17 protein-coding genes and 1 pseudogene are annotated in these 17,603 nt (G+C 60.3%); 9 read left to right on the top strand and 9 right to left on the bottom strand.

The features are described 5' to 3' along the window. Positions 1–32 precede the first annotated feature (32 nt). The 9 genes from gcl to ACYZT7_RS09450 all read left to right on the top strand — a co-directional run bounded on the left by gcl (position 33) and on the right by ACYZT7_RS09450 (position 10,869). Positions 33–1,808, top strand: coding sequence for a glyoxylate carboligase (gene gcl, locus ACYZT7_RS09490; RefSeq protein ID WP_462040819.1), 1,776 nt, complete (start codon positions 33–35; stop codon positions 1,806–1,808). A gap of 85 nt (positions 1,809–1,893) precedes the next feature. Continuing rightward, on the top strand, positions 1,894–2,676 hold the full coding sequence (gene hyi, locus ACYZT7_RS09485; RefSeq protein ID WP_462040818.1) for a hydroxypyruvate isomerase: 783 nt from the start codon (positions 1,894–1,896) through the stop codon (positions 2,674–2,676). Positions 2,677–2,726: 50 nt separating this feature from the next. Further along, the gene (locus ACYZT7_RS09480; protein ID WP_462040817.1) at positions 2,727–3,617 is read left to right on the top strand and encodes a 2-hydroxy-3-oxopropionate reductase; all 891 of its coding nucleotides are present in this window, start codon (positions 2,727–2,729) and stop codon (positions 3,615–3,617) included. A gap of 165 nt (positions 3,618–3,782) precedes the next feature. Further along, complete coding sequence (locus ACYZT7_RS09475) at positions 3,783–5,063, top strand: glycerate kinase type-2 family protein (RefSeq protein ID WP_462040816.1); 1,281 nt, start codon at positions 3,783–3,785, stop codon at positions 5,061–5,063. Continuing rightward, positions 5,053–6,468 (top strand): pyruvate kinase, encoded by a 1,416-nt coding sequence (pyk, locus tag ACYZT7_RS09470; RefSeq protein WP_462040815.1) that lies wholly within the window; start codon positions 5,053–5,055, stop codon positions 6,466–6,468. The genes ACYZT7_RS09475 and pyk overlap by 11 nt, the downstream gene beginning before the upstream one ends. A gap of 77 nt (positions 6,469–6,545) precedes the next feature. Continuing rightward, a complete protein-coding gene (locus ACYZT7_RS09465) occupies positions 6,546–7,460 on the top strand; it encodes an urea transporter (RefSeq protein ID WP_462040814.1) in 915 nt (304 codons plus the stop codon). Positions 7,461–7,481: 21 nt separating this feature from the next. Further along, positions 7,482–8,306, top strand: a complete 825-nt coding sequence (locus ACYZT7_RS09460) for an ion transporter (RefSeq protein WP_462040813.1) — start codon at positions 7,482–7,484, stop codon at positions 8,304–8,306. A gap of 103 nt (positions 8,307–8,409) precedes the next feature. After that, positions 8,410–9,408: a sulfate ABC transporter substrate-binding protein gene (locus ACYZT7_RS09455; RefSeq protein ID WP_462040812.1), complete on the top strand. Its 999-nt coding sequence runs from the start codon at positions 8,410–8,412 to the stop codon at positions 9,406–9,408. Between the two features lie 255 nt (positions 9,409–9,663). Next, entirely contained in the window at positions 9,664–10,869 is a 1,206-nt protein-coding gene (locus tag ACYZT7_RS09450) for an MFS transporter (protein WP_462040811.1), read from the top strand. Between the two features lie 100 nt (positions 10,870–10,969). Here the strand turns inward: ACYZT7_RS09450 and ACYZT7_RS09445 are convergent. The 9 genes and pseudogenes from ACYZT7_RS09445 to ACYZT7_RS09405 all read right to left on the bottom strand — a co-directional run. Beyond that, positions 10,970–11,218: pseudogene (locus ACYZT7_RS09445) on the bottom strand (type II toxin-antitoxin system HicB family antitoxin); the annotation flags it as partial. A gap of 393 nt (positions 11,219–11,611) precedes the next feature. After that, on the bottom strand, positions 11,612–12,016 hold the full coding sequence (locus ACYZT7_RS09440; protein WP_449642369.1) for a hypothetical protein: 405 nt from the start codon (positions 12,014–12,016) through the stop codon (positions 11,612–11,614). Positions 12,017–12,030: 14 nt separating this feature from the next. Then, positions 12,031–13,233, bottom strand: coding sequence for a c-type cytochrome biogenesis protein CcmI (gene ccmI, locus ACYZT7_RS09435; protein ID WP_462040810.1), 1,203 nt, complete (start codon positions 13,231–13,233; stop codon positions 12,031–12,033). Further along, positions 13,226–13,699 (bottom strand): cytochrome c-type biogenesis protein, encoded by a 474-nt coding sequence (locus ACYZT7_RS09430; protein WP_462040809.1) that lies wholly within the window; start codon positions 13,697–13,699, stop codon positions 13,226–13,228. The genes ccmI and ACYZT7_RS09430 overlap by 8 nt, the downstream gene beginning before the upstream one ends. Next, positions 13,696–14,232, bottom strand: coding sequence for a DsbE family thiol:disulfide interchange protein (locus ACYZT7_RS09425; RefSeq protein WP_462040808.1), 537 nt, complete (start codon positions 14,230–14,232; stop codon positions 13,696–13,698). Before ACYZT7_RS09425 ends, ACYZT7_RS09430 begins: the two co-directional genes overlap by 4 nt. Next, positions 14,229–16,217 carry a heme lyase CcmF/NrfE family subunit gene (locus ACYZT7_RS09420; protein ID WP_462040807.1) on the bottom strand — a complete coding sequence of 663 codons (1,989 nt, stop codon included), beginning with the start codon at positions 16,215–16,217 and terminating at the stop codon, positions 14,229–14,231. The genes ACYZT7_RS09425 and ACYZT7_RS09420 overlap by 4 nt, the downstream gene beginning before the upstream one ends. Before the next feature lie 3 nt (positions 16,218–16,220). Further along, positions 16,221–16,676 carry a cytochrome c maturation protein CcmE gene (ccmE, locus tag ACYZT7_RS09415; RefSeq protein WP_283183583.1) on the bottom strand — a complete coding sequence of 152 codons (456 nt, stop codon included), beginning with the start codon at positions 16,674–16,676 and terminating at the stop codon, positions 16,221–16,223. Continuing rightward, entirely contained in the window at positions 16,673–16,849 is a 177-nt protein-coding gene (gene ccmD, locus ACYZT7_RS09410; protein WP_008145547.1) for a heme exporter protein CcmD, read from the bottom strand. The genes ccmE and ccmD overlap by 4 nt, the downstream gene beginning before the upstream one ends. Beyond that, a complete protein-coding gene (locus ACYZT7_RS09405; protein ID WP_462040806.1) occupies positions 16,846–17,601 on the bottom strand; it encodes a heme ABC transporter permease in 756 nt (251 codons plus the stop codon). The genes ccmD and ACYZT7_RS09405 overlap by 4 nt, the downstream gene beginning before the upstream one ends. Positions 17,602–17,603 lie beyond the last annotated feature (2 nt).

Below are 17,603 nucleotides of genomic sequence, written 5' to 3'. Positions count from 1 at the left end.
TACAATTACAAAACGTAAGAGGCACCAAAACCATGAGCAAAATGAGAGCAATCGAAGCCGCCGTTCTGGTGATGCGCCGTGAAGGGGTTGATACCGCTTTTGGCATTCCGGGCGCCGCGATCAACCCGCTGTACTCCGCCTTGCAGAAGGTCGGTGGCATCGATCACGTCCTCGCTCGCCACGTTGAAGGCGCCTCGCACATGGCCGAGGGCTACACCCGCACCAAGGCCGGTAACATTGGCGTGTGCATCGGCACTTCCGGCCCTGCCGGTACCGACATGGTCACCGGGCTCTATAGCGCCTCGGCCGACTCGATCCCGATCCTTTGCATCACAGGGCAAGCACCCCGCGCCCGTATGCACAAGGAAGACTTCCAGGCTGTCGACATCACCGCGATCGTCAAGCCAGTGACCAAGTGGGCAACCACCGTCATGGAACCGGGCCAGGTGCCTTATGCGTTCCAGAAAGCCTTCTACGAAATGCGCTCCGGCCGTCCAGGCCCGGTGCTGATCGACCTGCCGTTCGACGTGCAGATGGCTGAAATCGAATTCGACATCGACGCCTACGAACCACTGCCGCTGGCCAAGCCAACCGCTAACCGCGTGCAAATCGAGAAGGCGCTGGCCATGCTCGACCAGGCTGAGCGTCCATTGCTGGTTGCCGGTGGTGGCATCATCAATGCCGATGCTAGTGAGTTGCTGGTGGAATTCGCCGAGCTGACTGGCATTCCAGTGATTCCGACCCTGATGGGCTGGGGCACCATCCCGGACGATCACCCGTTGATGGTCGGCATGGTCGGTCTGCAAACCTCGCACCGCTACGGCAACGCGACGATGCTCAAGTCCGACCTGGTACTGGGTGTCGGTAACCGTTGGGCCAACCGTCACACCGGTTCGATCGACGTTTACACCGAAGGCCGCAAATTCATTCACGTTGACATCGAACCGACCCAGATCGGCCGCGTGTTCACCCCGGACCTGGGCATCGTTTCCGACGCCGCTGCCGCGCTGACCGTGTTCATCGAAGTCGCTCGCGAATGGCAAGCCGCCGGCAAGCTGAAAAACCGCAGTGCCTGGTTGCAAGACTGCCAGCAGCGCAAATCCAGCCTGCAGCGCAAGACTCACTTCGACAACGTGCCGGTCAAGCCGCAACGCGTTTACGAAGAGATGAACCAGGTGTTCGGCAAGGACACTTGCTACATCAGCACCATCGGTCTGTCGCAGATTGCCGGCGCGCAGTTCCTGCACGTCTACAAACCGCGTCACTGGATCAACTGCGGTCAGGCAGGCCCTCTGGGCTGGACCATTCCGGCAGCGCTGGGCGTGGTCAAGGCTGATCCGACCCGCAAGGTCGTGGCGCTGTCGGGCGACTATGATTTCCAGTTCATGATCGAAGAGTTGGCGGTGGGTGCGCAGTTCAAGCTGCCGTACATCCACGTTGTGGTCAACAACTCGTACCTGGGGCTGATCCGTCAGTCTCAGCGCGGTTTCGACATGGACTACTGCGTGCAGCTGGCCTTCGATAACCTGAACGCTCCGGAACTCAACGGTTACGGTGTCGACCACGTCGCGGTCGCTGAAGGCCTCGGCTGCAAGGCGCTGCGTGTGTTCGAACCGGGTCAGATCCAGCCTGCCCTGCGCAAGGCTCAGGAAATGATCGAAGAGTTCAAGGTGCCGGTCATCGTCGAGATTATTCTGGAGCGCGTGACCAACATTTCCATGGGCACCGAGATCAACGCCGTCAACGAATTCGAAGACCTGGCGCTGGTCGGCAACGATGCGCCAACGGCGATTTCGTTGCTGGATTGACCCGGTCTGGCCCCCTCTCCCCCAGGAGAGGGGACTGATCGCGTTTAGCCGGGCCATTTGTACTTTTATCCGGAAGGAGACCACCATGCCGCGTTTCGCAGCCAACCTGTCCATGCTGTTCACCGAGCAGGATTTTCTTGCCCGTTTTGAAGCCGCCGCCAAGGCCGGCTTCAGTGGTGTCGAATACCTGTTCCCTTACGACTTCAGCTCCGCCGAGATCAAAGCCACGCTCGACGCGAACGGCCTGACCCAGGTGTTGTTCAACTTGCCGGCCGGTGACTGGGCCAAGGGCGAACGCGGTATCGCGTGCCTGCCGGATCGGGTTGAAGAGTTCCGCGCCGGTGTCGACCTGGCGATTGCTTACGCAAAAGTGTTGGGCAACACCCAGGTCAACTGCCTAGCCGGTATTCGTCCACAAGGTGTCGACGATGCCACCGTGGAAAAAACCTTCGTCGCCAACCTCAAGTACGCGGCCGACAAGCTGCAAGCGGCGGGCATCAAACTGGTGATGGAAGCGATCAACACCCGCGACATCCCGGGTTTCTACCTGAACAACACAGCGCAAGCCCTGTCGATTCGCGAACAAGTCGGCAGCGCCAACCTGTTCCTGCAATACGACATCTACCACATGCAAATCATGGAGGGCGACCTGGCCCGCACCATGGCCGCGCACCTGGGCGAGATCAACCACATCCAGTTGGCCGACAACCCAGGGCGCAACGAACCGGGCACCGGTGAAATCAACTACCGCTTCCTGTTCGAACACCTGGACCGCATCGGTTATCAGGGTTGGGTCGGCTGTGAATACAAGCCGCTGACCACTACTGAAGCGGGTCTGGGTTGGTTGAAGACTCATAACGCTATCTGAAGCGCTCCCCATGTATGAGGGGGCAGCTATAAAAACAAGAGGAATTTCTCATGGCTAAAATCGGATTTATCGGCACCGGCATCATGGGCCACCCAATGGCGTTGAACCTGCAAAAAGCCGGTCACAGCCTGTTCCTGTCGGCGCACCACGACCCTGCCCCAGCCGACCTGGTCGCCGCTGGCGCCGTCGCTCTGGCGAACCCGAAAGAAGTGGCGCAAGAAGCCGAATTCATCATCGTCATGGTGCCGGATACCCCGCAGGTCGAAGACGTGCTGTTCCGCGCCGACGGTGTTGCGGCTGGTGTTGGCAAAGGCAAAGTCGTGATCGACATGAGCTCGATCTCGCCGACCGCCACCAAAGCCTTCGCCGCCAAGATCAACGAAAAAGGCGCTCAGTACCTTGACGCGCCAGTGTCCGGCGGTGAAGTCGGTGCCAAGGCTGCGACCTTGAGCATCATGGTCGGCGGCGATGCCGATGCCTTCGAACGCGCTCTGCCGCTGTTCCAGGCGATGGGCAAGAACATCACCCTGGTGGGCGGCAACGGCGACGGTCAAACCGCGAAAGTGGCGAACCAGATCATCGTTGCACTGAACATCCAGGCCGTGGCCGAAGCCCTGCTGTTTGCGTCGAAAAACGGTGCCGATCCAGCCAAGGTCCGTGAAGCACTGATGGGCGGTTTCGCGTCCTCGAAGATCCTCGAAGTTCACGGCGAGCGCATGATCAAAGGCACCTTCGACCCAGGCTTCCGCATCAGCCTGCACCAGAAGGACCTGAACCTGGCCCTGGCCGGCGCACGCGAGCTGGGCATCAACCTGCCGAACACCGCCAACACCCAACAAGTGTTCAGCACCTGCGCGGCCATCGGCGGCAGCAACTGGGACCACTCGGCGCTGATCAAGGGCCTGGAACACATGGCGAATTTCTCGATTCGCGATAAGTAAGCAAGCCCTGCACAAAACCGCATCAAACCTGTGGGAGCGAGCTTGCTCGCGATGAGGCCCTGACATTCAACATCAATGTTGACTGATCCACCGCTATCGCGAGCAAGCTCGCTCCCACAGGGTTCGAGTCGTTCTCCAATAACAAGAAATTCCCGGGAGCCCGCCATGTCGGTCGATCCGCAACAATTCCTGCGCGAGCTGTTTGCCACAGCCATCGACGCAGCCCATCCGCAGCAAGTCCTTGAAGCCCATTTGCCTGCCGATCGCAGCGGTCGGGTGATCGTCATCGGCGCCGGCAAAGCCGCCGCGGCCATGGCCCAAGTGGTCGAGCGCTGCTGGCAGGGTGAAGTGACAGGTCTGGTGGTGACGCGTTACGGTCACGGTGCCCCGTGTGAAAAAATCGAAGTGGTCGAAGCCGCTCACCCGGTGCCCGATGCTGCCGGTCTGGCGGTCGCCAAACGCGTGTTGGAACTGGTCAGCAACCTGAGCGAAGACGACCGCGTGATCTTCCTGCTCTCGGGCGGTGGCTCTGCCCTGCTGGCTTTGCCGGCGGCCGGCATCACCCTGGCCGACAAGCAGTCGATCAACAAAGCCCTGCTCAAATCCGGCGCCACCATCGGCGAGATGAACTGCGTACGCAAACACCTCTCGGCGATCAAGGGCGGCCGTCTCGGCAAAGCCTGCTGGCCTGCCACTGTTTATACCTACGCGATTTCCGATGTACCGGGCGACCTCGCCACGGTCATCGCCTCCGGCCCTACCGTGGCCGATCCGAGCACCTCTGCCGAAGCGTTGGCAATCCTCAAACGCTACGGCATTGAAGTCCCGGCCTCGGTACGCAACTGGCTGCAGAGCCCGGAATCGGAGACGGTCAAACCCGGCGATCCGAGCTTGGCGCGCAGTCATTTCCAGTTGATCGCCCGTCCGCAGCAATCGCTTGAAGCCGCTGCGGTGAAAGCACGTCAGGCCGGCTTCAGCCCGCTGATCCTCGGCGACCTGGAAGGCGAGTCCCGCGAAGTGGCCAAGGTTCACGCCGGTATCGCTCGTCAGGTCGTGCTGCACGGTCAGCCATTGGCGGCGCCTTGCGTGATCCTCTCGGGCGGTGAAACCACGGTCACCGTACGCGGCAATGGTCGTGGCGGACGCAATGCCGAATTCCTGCTGAGCCTGACCGACAGCCTCAAAGGCCTGCCCGGCGTCTACGCGCTGGCCGGCGACACCGATGGCATCGACGGCTCCGAAGACAACGCCGGCGCGATCATGACCCCGGACAGCTACGCCCGCGCCGCCGCCCTCGGCTTGAGCGCCAGCGACGAGTTGGACAACAACAATGGCTACGGCTATTTCGAGGCGCTGGACGCGCTGATCGTCACTGAACCGACCCGCACCAACGTCAACGACTTCCGTGCCATCCTGATTCTCGAGAGCCCTAAAAATGACGCCTGACAAGAAGGTTAAAATCCTCGCCACCCTCGGTCCTGCCACTAACGGGATCGACGACATCCGTGAGCTGGTGCAAGCCGGGGTCAACATCTTTCGCCTGAACTTCAGCCATGGCGATCACGCCGACCACGCTCAGCGCTATCAGTGGATTCGTGAAGTCGAGCGCCAGTTGAATTATCCGCTGGGCATTCTGATGGACCTGCAAGGCCCGAAACTGCGGGTCGGCAAGTTCGCCGAGGGCAAGGTGCAACTGCATCGCGGTCAGGCTCTGCGTCTGGACCTGGACCCGACGCCGGGTGATGAGCGCCGGGTCAACCTGCCCCACCCGGAAATCATCGCAGCGCAGGAACCGGGCATGGACCTGCTGCTGGACGACGGCAAGCTGCGTCTTCGTGTGGTCACCAAGTACTCCGACGCGATCGACACCACCGTGCTCAATGGCGGTGAGCTGTCGGATCGCAAAGGTGTGAACGTGCCACAAGCGGTGCTGGAACTGAGCCCACTGACGGCCAAGGATCGTCGTGATTTGAGCTTTGGTCTGGAGCTGGGCGTGGACTGGGTCGCGCTGTCGTTTGTGCAGCGTCCGGAAGACATTCGTGAGGCACGCGAACTGATCGGCGACAAAGCGTTTTTGATGGCCAAGATCGAGAAGCCATCGGCGGTGACTCAACTGCGCGAGATCGCTGAGTTGAGCGACGCGATCATGGTTGCTCGCGGTGACCTCGGCGTGGAAGTGCCGGCTGAAAGCGTGCCGCAGATTCAGAAAAACATCATCAGCATCTGCCGCGAACTCGGCAAACCGGTGGTGGTAGCGACGCAGATGCTGGAGTCGATGCGCTTCTCCCCTGCCCCGACCCGTGCGGAGGTGACCGACGTTGCCAACGCCGTGGCCGAAGGTGCGGATGCGGTGATGTTGTCGGCGGAAACCGCGTCCGGCGAGTACCCGCTGGAAGCCGTGCAGATGATGAGCAAAATCATCCGCCAAGTGGAAAACGGTCCGGATTATCAGGCGCAGCTGGACGTGAGCCGGCCGAAGGCTGAAGCGACGGTGTCCGACGCGATCAGCTGCGCGATCCGCCGCATCAGCAATGTGCTGCCGGTGGCGGTGCTGGTGAATTACAGCGAGTCCGGCACCTCGAGTTTGCGTGCGGCGCGGGAACGGCCGACGGTGCCGATCCTCAACCTGACGCCGAACCTGCAAACCGCTCGCCGGTTGACGGTGGCGTGGGGCGTGCACTCGGTGGTCAATGACCGACTGCGGCAGGTGGATGAGGTGTGCTCAACGGCGCTGGAGATTGCGCAGGCGCAGGGCATGGCCAAGCGTGGCGACACGTTATTGATCACGGCGGGTGTGCCGTTTGGGCAGCCGGGGTCGACTAACTCACTGCGTATCGAAACGCTGATTTAACCCCGACACGATGTTCGTTCCCACGCAGACGGTTCGACGCCTCGACGTGGGAACGATCAGTACTGAATGATCCCATCATGCCTGCCAACCACTTCAACACCCACTGCCCCGACTGGGCGACGGCCCTGCTCAACGGTTTCAGTCAGGTCTTCCTCCAGTGCCATCCGCTATGCGGTCTGCTGTGCCTGCTGGCCATTCTTTTCACCGCACCGGCCCTGCTCGGCGGTGCACTGCTGGGCGGTGTCGCCGGGTTGCTCACCGCGCAACGTCGCGGTTATGCCAAGGCCGATCGTCAGGCCGGGCTGTTCAGTTACAACGGTGTCTTGCTTGGCTTACTGCTGAGCCTCTATTTCCCATGGTCAGCGATGTTGCCGCCGCTGATCATCGCCGCTGGCGGCCTGAGCGCGATGCTGACTCAGCAATGGCTAAAGCGTGCCCGCGACCACCAATGCCTGCCCGCCTACACCGCGCCCTTTGTCGGGTTGAGCTGGATCCTGCTTTCGTTTGCTGCACCTCAATTACCCGCGCCTGTGATCGAGATGAACACACTCAACCTGCTCGCCGCTTCATTGAGAGGGCTCGGTCAGGTTATGTTTCTGGATCATCCGCTGGCCGGTGCTCTGATTGCTGCGGGTTTGCTGATCGCCGATCGCCGCGCTTTCCTTTGGGCACTGCTGGGCTCCACTGCCGGCCTAGGCTTCGCTTTACTGCATCACGAAACTTCACACGCGCTGCTGGGTTTGAGCGGTTACAACGCCGTGCTCGCCGCCCTCGCCTTCAGGCAGCAACGTCGCCAACCCTGGCTACCGCTGCTGGGCATTGTATTGGCCGGGTTGCTCACACCGGGCTTCGCCACCCTCGGTCTGGCGACGCTCACCGCGCCCTTCATCCTCGCCTGCTGGCTGATCCGTGCCGGCATTCGGGTGCTGCGCCAGGCCGCCGTGGACAGCGCGCCTTGCGCAACCAGTGAGAATCACCCTAGGCTTCGCTGATTCTCGGTTCAGGCGTTTTCCATGGACAGCAGCAAAAACTGGCGTGAAGAACTTTACGTCATGGTTTTCCAGAGCGACACCAAGGCCGGTCGGCGCTTCGACGGCATTTTGCTGTTGATCATCCTCGCCAGCATTGTGATCGTGATGCTCGACAGCATCGACTCCATTCACCAGAACTACGCCAATGTGCTGGCGTACATCGAGTGGGGCTTCACCGTCATCTTTGCCATCGAATATGGCCTGCGCCTGTACTGCTCACCCAAGCCGTTGCGCTATGCGTTCAGCTTCTATGGGTTGGTGGATTTACTGGCGATCGTGCCCGGTATCCTTGCGCTGTATTACGCCGATGCGCAGTACCTGCTGATCATCCGGATCATCCGGATGCTGCGGATTTTCCGCGTGCTCAAGCTCAGCCCGTACCTCAAACAAGCCAACTATCTGATGTCCGCATTACGCGGCAGCAAGCAGAAGATCGTGGTGTTTCTGGTCAGCGTCTGCACCTTGGTGACGGTGTTCGGTACGCTGATGTACGTGATCGAAGGCCCGGAGCACGGCTTCACCAGCATTCCCAAAGGCATCTATTGGGCTATCGTCACGCTGACCACCGTGGGCTTCGGCGACATCGTGCCCAAGACGCCGTTGGGCCAGGTGGTCTCGTCGCTGGTGATGATCACCGGTTACTCGATTATCGCCGTGCCCACGGGAATTTTTACCGCCGAACTGGCCAACGTCATGCGTGGCGAGCAACTGCAACACGACTGCCCGGTGTGCAAGAAAACCAGCCACGAACACGGCGCGGCGTTCTGCTCGCAGTGCGGTAATCAACTCTTCAAGAAACGGGAATAAGCAAAGTGTTTTTTAATCTTTAAAGGACTATGCGAGCCCGGCTATAGTCGCTGGCAAATTGCCCCACTTTCTAAATAAAAACTTCTAGAACAAGGACTGCGCAGTGAAAAAAATCTTTGGCGCCTCACTTCTGGCCGCTGGTCTGGCTCTGTCCAGCATGGCTCAGGCCGCACCGACTCTGCTTAACGTTTCCTACGACGTGATGCGAGATTTCTACAAGGACTACAACACTGCCTTCCAGAAACACTGGCAAGCCGAGCACAACGAAAACATCACCCTGCAAATGTCCTTCGGCGGCTCGAGCAAACAGGCGCGCTCGGTGATCGATGGCCTGCCGGCTGACGTCATCACTATGAACATGGCTACCGACATCAACGCCCTGGCGGACAACGGCAAACTGGTCCCGGATAACTGGGTCACACGCCTGCCGAACAACAGCGCGCCGTTTACCTCGGCCACCGTGTTCATCGTCCGCAAAGGCAACCCGAAAGCCCTGAAAGACTGGCCCGACTTGCTCAAGGACGGCGTGCAGGTGATCGTGCCAAACCCGAAAACGTCGGGTAACGGCCGCTACACCTACCTCTCGGCCTGGGGTTATGTGCTGAAAAACGGTGGAGACGAAAGCAAAGCCAAAGACTTCGTCGGCAAGCTGTTCAAACAAGCGCCGGTCCTCGACACCGGTGGCCGTGCAGCCACCACCACGTTCATGACCAACCAGATTGGCGACGTGCTGGTGACCTTCGAAAACGAAGCGGAAATGATTGCGCGTGAGTTTGGTCGTGACCAGTTTGAAGTGATCTACCCGAGTGTTTCTGCCGAGGCCGAGCCGCCGGTATCGGTGGTCGACAAAACAGTCGACAAGAAAGGCACCCGCGCGGCAGCTGAGGAATATTTGAAGTACCTGTGGTCGCCGGAAGGCCAGGAAATCGCGGCGGCGAACTACCTGCGTCCGCGTGATCCGGCGGTGTTGGCCAAGTACACCGATCGTTTCCCGAAAGTAGATTTCCTGTCGGTAGAGAAGACCTTTGGTGACTGGCGGACTGTGCAGAAGACTCACTTCAATGATGGTGGGATCTTTGATCAGATTTACAGCGGCCAGTAATTCCTGAACCCAACGAAAAAGGCGACCTGAGAAGGTCGCCTTTTTTGTGGCCGCTGACTGATCGTTCCCACGCTCCGCGTGGGAATGCAGCCCGGGACGCTCCGCGTCCCATCCAGAGCCGAACGCAGAGCGTCCGCTGAGGCATTCCCACGTAGAGCGTGGGAACGAATGATTGCTATCACTCCAACCCCTCTTCCGCCATTCCGGTCAGCCCATTAGCCTGCGCGCATTCCCTTTTGTTCAGCGAGACCCGATATGAACCCAGCAACCCAGGTGCCTCACAACGCCGCGACAATGACCAAAGGCATGGTGCTGCTGTTTGCCTTCTGCTGCGGCGCCATCGTTGCCAACATTTACTACGCCCAACCGATCATCGGTCTGATCGCACCCGACATCGGCCTGACCAGCACCATGGCCAGCCTGATCGTTTCGCTGACCCAGATTGGTTACGCGTTAGGTTTGTTTTTCCTGGTGCCGCTGGGTGACCTGCTGGAAAACCGCCGCTTGATGATCATCACCACCGTGGTGGCGATTGCCAGTCTGCTGGGCGCAGCGTTCACCGATCAGCCAAACGTATTTTTGCTGATTTCGTTGCTGGTGGGTTTCAGTTCGGTGTCGGTGCAGATCCTGATACCGCTGGCTGCACACCTGGCGCCGGAAGAGTCACGAGGCCGCGTGGTCGGCGGGATCATGGGCGGTTTGCTGCTGGGGATTCTGTTGGCGCGACCGGTGTCCAGTGTGGTGGCGGACCATTTCGGCTGGCGTGCGATGTTTGTGATTGCAGCGGTGTTGATGGCGGCGATCAGTATCGTGCTGGCGCTGACGATTCCCAAGCGTCAGCCTGATCACAGCGCTTCTTATGGTCAGTTGTTGGGTTCGCTCTGGACCCTGTTGCGTCACCAACCGGTATTACGCCAGCGCGCGTTCTACCAGGGTTGCATGTTCGCCACGTTCAGCCTGTTCTGGACAGCCGTGCCGCTGGAACTGGCGCGCAATCATGGCTTGTCGCAAACCCAAATCGCGATCTTCGCCCTGGTCGGAGCCATCGGTGCCATCGCTGCCCCCATTGCCGGTCGACTGGCCGATGCCGGCCACACCCGCATCGCTTCACTGCTGGCCCTGCTGTTCGCCAGCCTGAGTTTCCTGCCCGCCTTCGTCCATCCGGTCTACAGCGTCATCGGCCTCGCCGTCACCGGCGTGGTGCTCGACTTCTGCGTGCAGATGAACATGGTGCTCGGCCAACGCGCGGTCTACGCCCTCGACGCCAAAAGCCGCAGCCGCCTGAATGCGCTGTACATGACCAGCATTTTCATCGGCGGCGCATTTGGTTCCTCGGTGGCCAGTGCGGTGTATGAACACGGCGGCTGGTTGTGGATCGTGATTGTGGGGAGCGCGTTTCCGCTGTTGGCGTTGTGGCGGTTTTTGAGTGTTTCGCAAAAGAGTTCGCTGGCCACGGCTTAAGGCGCCAAAAGCTTAATCGGATCGCCGTCCGTGCCAAGCCCGCTCCTACCAAGGGGTGAGGCTTGCCCGGTTTGATGTGTAGTAGATATTCCGCGCCTCAAATCTTCAACATCCCCCAACCTCTGCCTGCGAATTCCGGATTGTTCCGATGCGTGTCTACTGACGTCGGCAATGGGATCTGCAAACCTTCCGTACGGATCTTTTGTAGCAAGATCTGCGCGATTTCGATGGCTGCGTCATACGCCTCCTCAAACGTATCCCCAGCGGTCAACGCACCCGGGATGTCAGGTATTTCAATACCGGTTGCAGTTCTCTCATCTCCCCACTCAATAATAATTGGATAGTGCACAGCAGTTCCTCCAGCGAAGCATCACCTTAATGAAGCCCCACTGGACCATAGATACCGGACAGGGTCAGTTCACGTTGTTTTTCAGGATGTGAAAGCCACCATTCCCCCGAATAATGAATCCTATGCCCCCGCTTAAGTTCCGCCCTCAAGCGTTAAGGACAGGATACGAGTGAGGCAATCTTCTTTTACCGCTGTATATGACGCCTGTGTGCTGTACCCCGCCCCTTTGCACTACACAATCAAGATCAAAAGATCGCAGGCTTCGCCAGTTCCTACCTTTACCGCATACACCCGCCGGTCATTGTCGTACGCGATCCTGTAGGAACTGGCGAAGCCTGCGATCTTTTCAGATTCCAAAAAACAAAACGGCGATCCTAAGATCGCCGTTTCTGTTTACTGCCCGAACTGCCTGCCCAACCCACCCGGCACGCCCTGGATATCGGTGTCTTCCCATGGCCCGTTCGGGCTGATCGACCGGCTCCAGCCGTTATTCCAGCGATAGTACGTGCGCTGACGGTAGAAGGTGTTGGTCTGATCATCGAGAACGTAGACGCCGAGCTTGGCATCCCAATGGCTGTTGCCACCCGGTGGCGGCGCGAAGCTGGCGGAGGTACGTGGCAGCGGTTTGGCGGGCTTGGCCGGAATGCTCGGCTTGCCCGGTGTCGGTGTCGGGGACGGCGTCGGACGCGGCTGCGACGGCGGGATCGGTGGCAGCCGTTCAGGCTGCTGCGGTTGGACCACACAAGCGCTTAACCCCAAAACCATACTGAGCAGGGTGATACGAGCGATGGCGGTCATAGTGGCGTTTCCTGTCATTTGTCCGGGCTGTCGATGGTCAGTGTTTGCTGCGCGGTGGTGCTGCTGGCCAGAGGCTGGCTGCGACCGATCCATTCGCCGGCTGTCGGTTGACCGGCGCGGGAGATGCGTGCAACCAGTTGGACTTCAGGGAAGTTCGACAGTTTCAACTGCGGCATCATTGCATCGGCATCGCCCAGCTCGACGGTCGCCGGCAAGTCGGCCACGGTCAGGCGCTTGGCGGCCAATGGTGCCGGTGGGCCTGAGGTGGCGCGGGCGAAGATGAATACGCTGTCGCCCGGCTGGACTTTGGCTTTCAAGTCTGGCGCCAGATCCACACGCACCTTCAGCAGCGCCGCGACCTTGGCCGACGGCGCCTGAGCCACCTTGCCGCCGCTGGCGACAAGTTTCTCGGTGGCCCGGGTGATCCCGCCTTGCAGCGCGGCACGGGAACTGTCTTCCGGCGGCAGTTGCGCCAGTAAGCGATTCCAGTAATCGATGGCGTCCTGATAGCGCTCGCTTTCGAAGGCGGCGATGCCGAGCAGACCAAGGCTGGTGACTTCTTTCGGATCGGCTTTCAGCGCTTCGTCAGTCAAGGCCTGGACCTTGTCCGACCACTTCTTGCCGTCGGCAAAGTACTGGGCCTGAGCCCATTGGCCCAACAGTTCGGGCTGACGACCGGCCAGGTTCACCGTGCGTTCGAAGATCTTCGCCGCGTCGCCAGGACGGTCCTGGGCCATGTAAGTACGACCCAGGAAGTACAAGCCCTCGGCCGAATCCGGTTGAGCGGCGACCGCGCGTTCCAGGCGACGGGTCATCTCTTCCATCGACTGTGGCGCCTGGGCGAACTCGCGGGTCAGTTCGACCTTGTCGCTGGCACCAAAATGCAGGTACAGGCCAAGACCCAGCACCGGCACCAGAATTGCCGCCAGCAAGGGCCACGGTTTGCCCAGGCGGGACACGCGCGGCGCCTCGACGCCTTCGGTGTCGGCGAGCAATTCACGGGCAGCTTCGGCGCGGCCGGTGTCCATTTGCGCGGCATCGAGAACGCCCTCCTCCTGCTGAGTCTGCAACTCAGCCACGCGCTCCTGATACAGCGCGACGTTCAGGGCAGTACGATCCTCTTCAAGCTGAGCGCGACGGCCACGCAGAACGGGGATCAGCAGAAAACTCAGGGCAACCAGAAGTAGCAGACCTGCAGCGAGCCAGAAATCAATCATTCTTGGTTTTATCCAACAGGTGGTCGAGGCGCTCGCGCTCCTCGGCAGAAAGCTCGTCCTTGGTGTCAGTGCGTTGCACGCGACGACGGCGGACGATCACGGCGATGATCACAAAACCGCCCAGCAGCAGGCCGGCAGGGCCGAACCAGAGCACAGCAGTCTTGGCGTTCAGAGCAGGTTTGTAGCGGACGAAATCACCGTAGCGGTCGACCATGAAGTCGATGATCTGTTGATTGTCCTTGCCCTCGCCGAGCATGCGAAAAATCTCTTTGCGCAGGTCGGCGGCGATCGGCGCGTTGGAATCGGCGATGTCCTGATTCTGACACTTTGGGCAACGCAGCTCTTTGGTCAGCTCGCGAAAACGCTCACGGTCACTTTCTTTGGCGAACTCGTAAGTGTCGATGGCCGCGTGCGCCATGCCGGCCAGGCTCAAACCCAATACCGCGGCGGCTATCCAGCGCTTCATGGCTTGGCCTCATCGACCAGCGCCTGATACTTGGCCGCCAGTTTTTCGCGCCAGACCTGTTCGTCGATCACGCCAACGAACTTGTCGCGGATGATGCCCTTGGCATCAATGAAGAAGGTTTCCGGCGCACCGTAAACACCGAGATTCAGACCCAATGTGCCTGCATCGTCACGGATATCCAGCTGGTACGGATTGTGGAATTCGTCCAGCCATTTCAACGCATCCGCGTTGACGTCCTTGTAGTTGATGCCGTAGATCACCACACCCTGCTTGGCCAGTTTGTTCAACACCGGGTGTTCGACCCGGCAAGAAATGCACCAGGTGCCCCAGACATTGACCAGCGCTGGCTTACCCAGAATGTCGGCCTTGGTCAGGGTCTTGTCACCCTGCACGGCCGGCAGGGAAAACTCCGGAAACGGCTTGTTGATCATCGCCGAGGGCAACTCGGCCGGGTCCAGGAACAGACCGCGATAAAGGAAAACAGCCACCACCAGAAAAATCACCAGGGGCAACAGCATCAACCAACGTCTCATGCCGTGGCTCCCGTCATGCCCAGTGCTTCACGCACACGGCTTTTTACCTTGACCCGATAACGCCGATCCATAGCCGCCAGCAGCCCGCCGAGACCGGTGAGCAGACCACCGAACCAGATCCAGCGCACGAACGGTTTGACGTGGACGCGAACGGCCCAGGCGCCGTCGCCCAACGGCTCGCCGAGTGCGACGTAGAGGTCACGGGTGAAACCGGCGTCGATCCCGGCTTCGGTCATCACCGAGTTCTGCACGGTGTAGAGGCGTTTTTCCGGGTGCAGCACGCTGACTTCCTTGCCGTTGCGGATCACCCGAACGGTGCCCTTGTCGGAAGTGAAGTTCGGGCCTTCGAAATGCTTGGCGCCCTCGAACACGAACTGGTAACCGCCCAGGTCCATGGACTCGCCCGGCGCCAGGCGCAGGTCGCGCTCGGCACTGTTCTGGCTCGACAGCACGACGCCGAGGGCACACACGGCGATGCCGAGGTGAGCGACTTGCATGCCCCAATAACTGCGGGTCAGGGTCGGCAGGCCTTTGATCAGGCCTTTGTGGCGAGTCTTGTCGAAGATGTCACGCACGCCGGCCAGCAATACCCAGGCCGCGAGCATGAACGTCGCAATCACCGCCCAGTTGAAATCGCCATAAGCGACGCCAGCCACCACCGCCAGCGTGGCGCTGCCGAGCAACACCGGGGTCAGCATGTTGAACAGCCATTTGACCGGGGTGTCTTTCCAGCGCACCAACATGCCGACCGCCATCACTACCATCAGCAATGCCATCAACGGAATGAACAGCGCGTTGAAGTACGGCGGGCCGACCGACAGCTTGGCGCCGGTCATCGCATCGAGAATCAGCGGATACAAGGTGCCCAGCAGGATCATCGACGCCGCCACCACCAGCACCAGGTTGTTGCCCAGCAGCAAGGTTTCCCGGGACCAGAGGTTGAAGCCGACGTGGCTCTTCACCACTGGAGCGCGCAGGGCAAACAGTGTCAGCGAGCCACCGACCACAAACAGCAGGAAGATCAGGATGAACACGCCGCGCTCAGGGTCGGACGCAAACGCGTGAACCGAGGTCAGCACGCCGGAACGCACGAGGAAGGTCCCCAGCAAGCTCAACGAGAACGCGGCGATGGCCAGCAACACGGTCCAACTCTTGAACACGCCACGTTTTTCCGTGACCGCCAACGAGTGAATCAGCGCCGTGCCCACCAGCCATGGCATGAAGGAGGCGTTTTCCACCGGGTCCCAGAACCACCAGCCACCCCAGCCGAGTTCGTAGTACGCCCACCACGAACCGAGGGTGATGCCGATACCGAGGAAGGCCCAGGCGACAATGGTCCACGGACGGGACCAGCGAGCCCACGCCGCATCAAGACGACCGCCCAGCAGTGCAGCGATAGCGAAAGCGAAGGCCACGGAGAAACCGACATAGCCCATGTACAGCATCGGCGGATGAACGATCAGGCCGATGTCTTGCAGCAAGGGATTGAGGTCACGACCGTCCGCAGGAATTTGCGGCAGGATCCGTGCAAACGGGTTGGACGTGAGGATCAGGAACAGCAGGAAACCGATGCTGATCATGCCCATCACCGACAGTACGCGAGCCAGCATCACTTGCGGCAATTGCCGGGAGAACACCGACACCGCGAAGGTCCAGCCGCCGAGAATCAACGCCCAGAGCAGCAACGAACCTTCGTGAGCGCCCCAAACCGCGCTGAACTTGTAGTACCACGGCAACGCGCTGTTGGAGTTGCTGGCAACGTAGGCGACGGAGAAATCGTCGGCCATGAAGGCGTAAGTCAGGCAACCGAAGGAGAACAGCAGAAACGCGAATTGCCCCCAGGCGGCCGGCTGAGCGAGGCTCATCCACAAGCGGTCACCGCGCCAGGCACCGAACAACGGCACCACGGCCTGAACCAGCGCGAAACACAGCGCCAGAATCATGGCCAGATGGCCGAGTTCAGGAACAAAGAGTCCGGACGTCATCGATCAACCCTCCTTCGCGGGCGTTGGAGCAGATTGACCACTGTCTTTCAAAGCCTTGGTCACTTCTGGCGGCATGTACTTCTCGTCGTGCTTGGCCAGCACTTCGTCGGCCACCACCACGCCGTCGGCGTTGAGCTTGCCGAGGGCAACGATGCCCTGCCCTTCGCGGAACAGGTCCGGAAGGATGCCGCGGTAGCTGATGGTCACGGATTTGCTGAAGTCGGTGACAATGAATTTCACGTCCAGCGAATCGCCGGAACGTTGCAGCGAACCTTTCTCGACCATGCCGCCAGCGCGGATGCGCGTGTCTTGCGGGGCTTCGCCGTTGGCGATCTGGGTCGGGGTGTAAAACAGATTGATGTTCTGCTGCAGGGCGCTCAGGGCCAGGCCGACAGCAGCGCCGACACCGACCAGGATCGCGAGAATGATGATAAGACGCTTTTTGCGCAGCGGATTCACTTGCCGTTCTCCCGGCGCAGACGACGCGCCTCTTGTTGCAGATACCGCTTGCGGGCCAGGATCGGCGCCGCCACGTTGAGGGCCAGCACCGCCAGGCAGATGCCATAGGCTGACCAGACATACAGGGCATGATGGCCCATGGCGAGGAAGTCGCCGAATGAAGCAAAACTCATCGCGCGGCCTCCAGACTGTTTTGCACTTCGGCCTTGACCCAACTGGCGCGGGCTTCGCGCTTGAGCACTTCAAGGCGCATGCGCAGCAGCAGCACCGCGCCAAAGAAACAGTAGAAACCCAGCACCATCAGCAGCAGTGGCAGCCACATCTCGACCGGCATTGCCGGTTTTTCGGTGAGGGTGAAGGTCGCACCCTGGTGCAGGGTGTTCCACCACTCCACCGAGTATTTGATGATCGGGATATTGATCACACCGACAATCGCCAAGACCGCGCAGGCCTTGGCGGCACTGTCACGATTGCTGATCGCATTGCCCAGCGCAATAAGACCGAAGTACAGAAACAGCAGAATAAGCATGGACGTAAGTCGTGCATCCCAGACCCACCACGAGCCCCAGGTCGGTTTGCCCCAGATCGCGCCGGTGACCAGCGCCACGGCGGTCATCCAGGCGCCGATGGGCGCCGCGCATTGCAGGGCGACGTCGGCCAGCTTCATCTTCCACACCAGCCCGACGATGCCACAGATCGCCAGCATCACGTAGATGGACTGGGCCAGCATGGCGGCCGGAACGTGGATATAAATGATGCGAAAGCTGTTGCCTTGCTGGTAGTCCGGCGGCGCGAAGGCCAGGCCCCACACTACACCAACGCTGATCAGCAGCAACGCCGCGACGCTCAGCCACGGCAGCAGTTTGCCACTGATGCCGTAAAACCATTTGGGCGAGCCGAGCTTATGAAACCAAGTCCAGTTCATTA

This window comes from Pseudomonas sp. RT4P38 (genome assembly GCF_054897765.1).
This window is presented reverse-complemented; position numbering and strand designations above follow the sequence as displayed.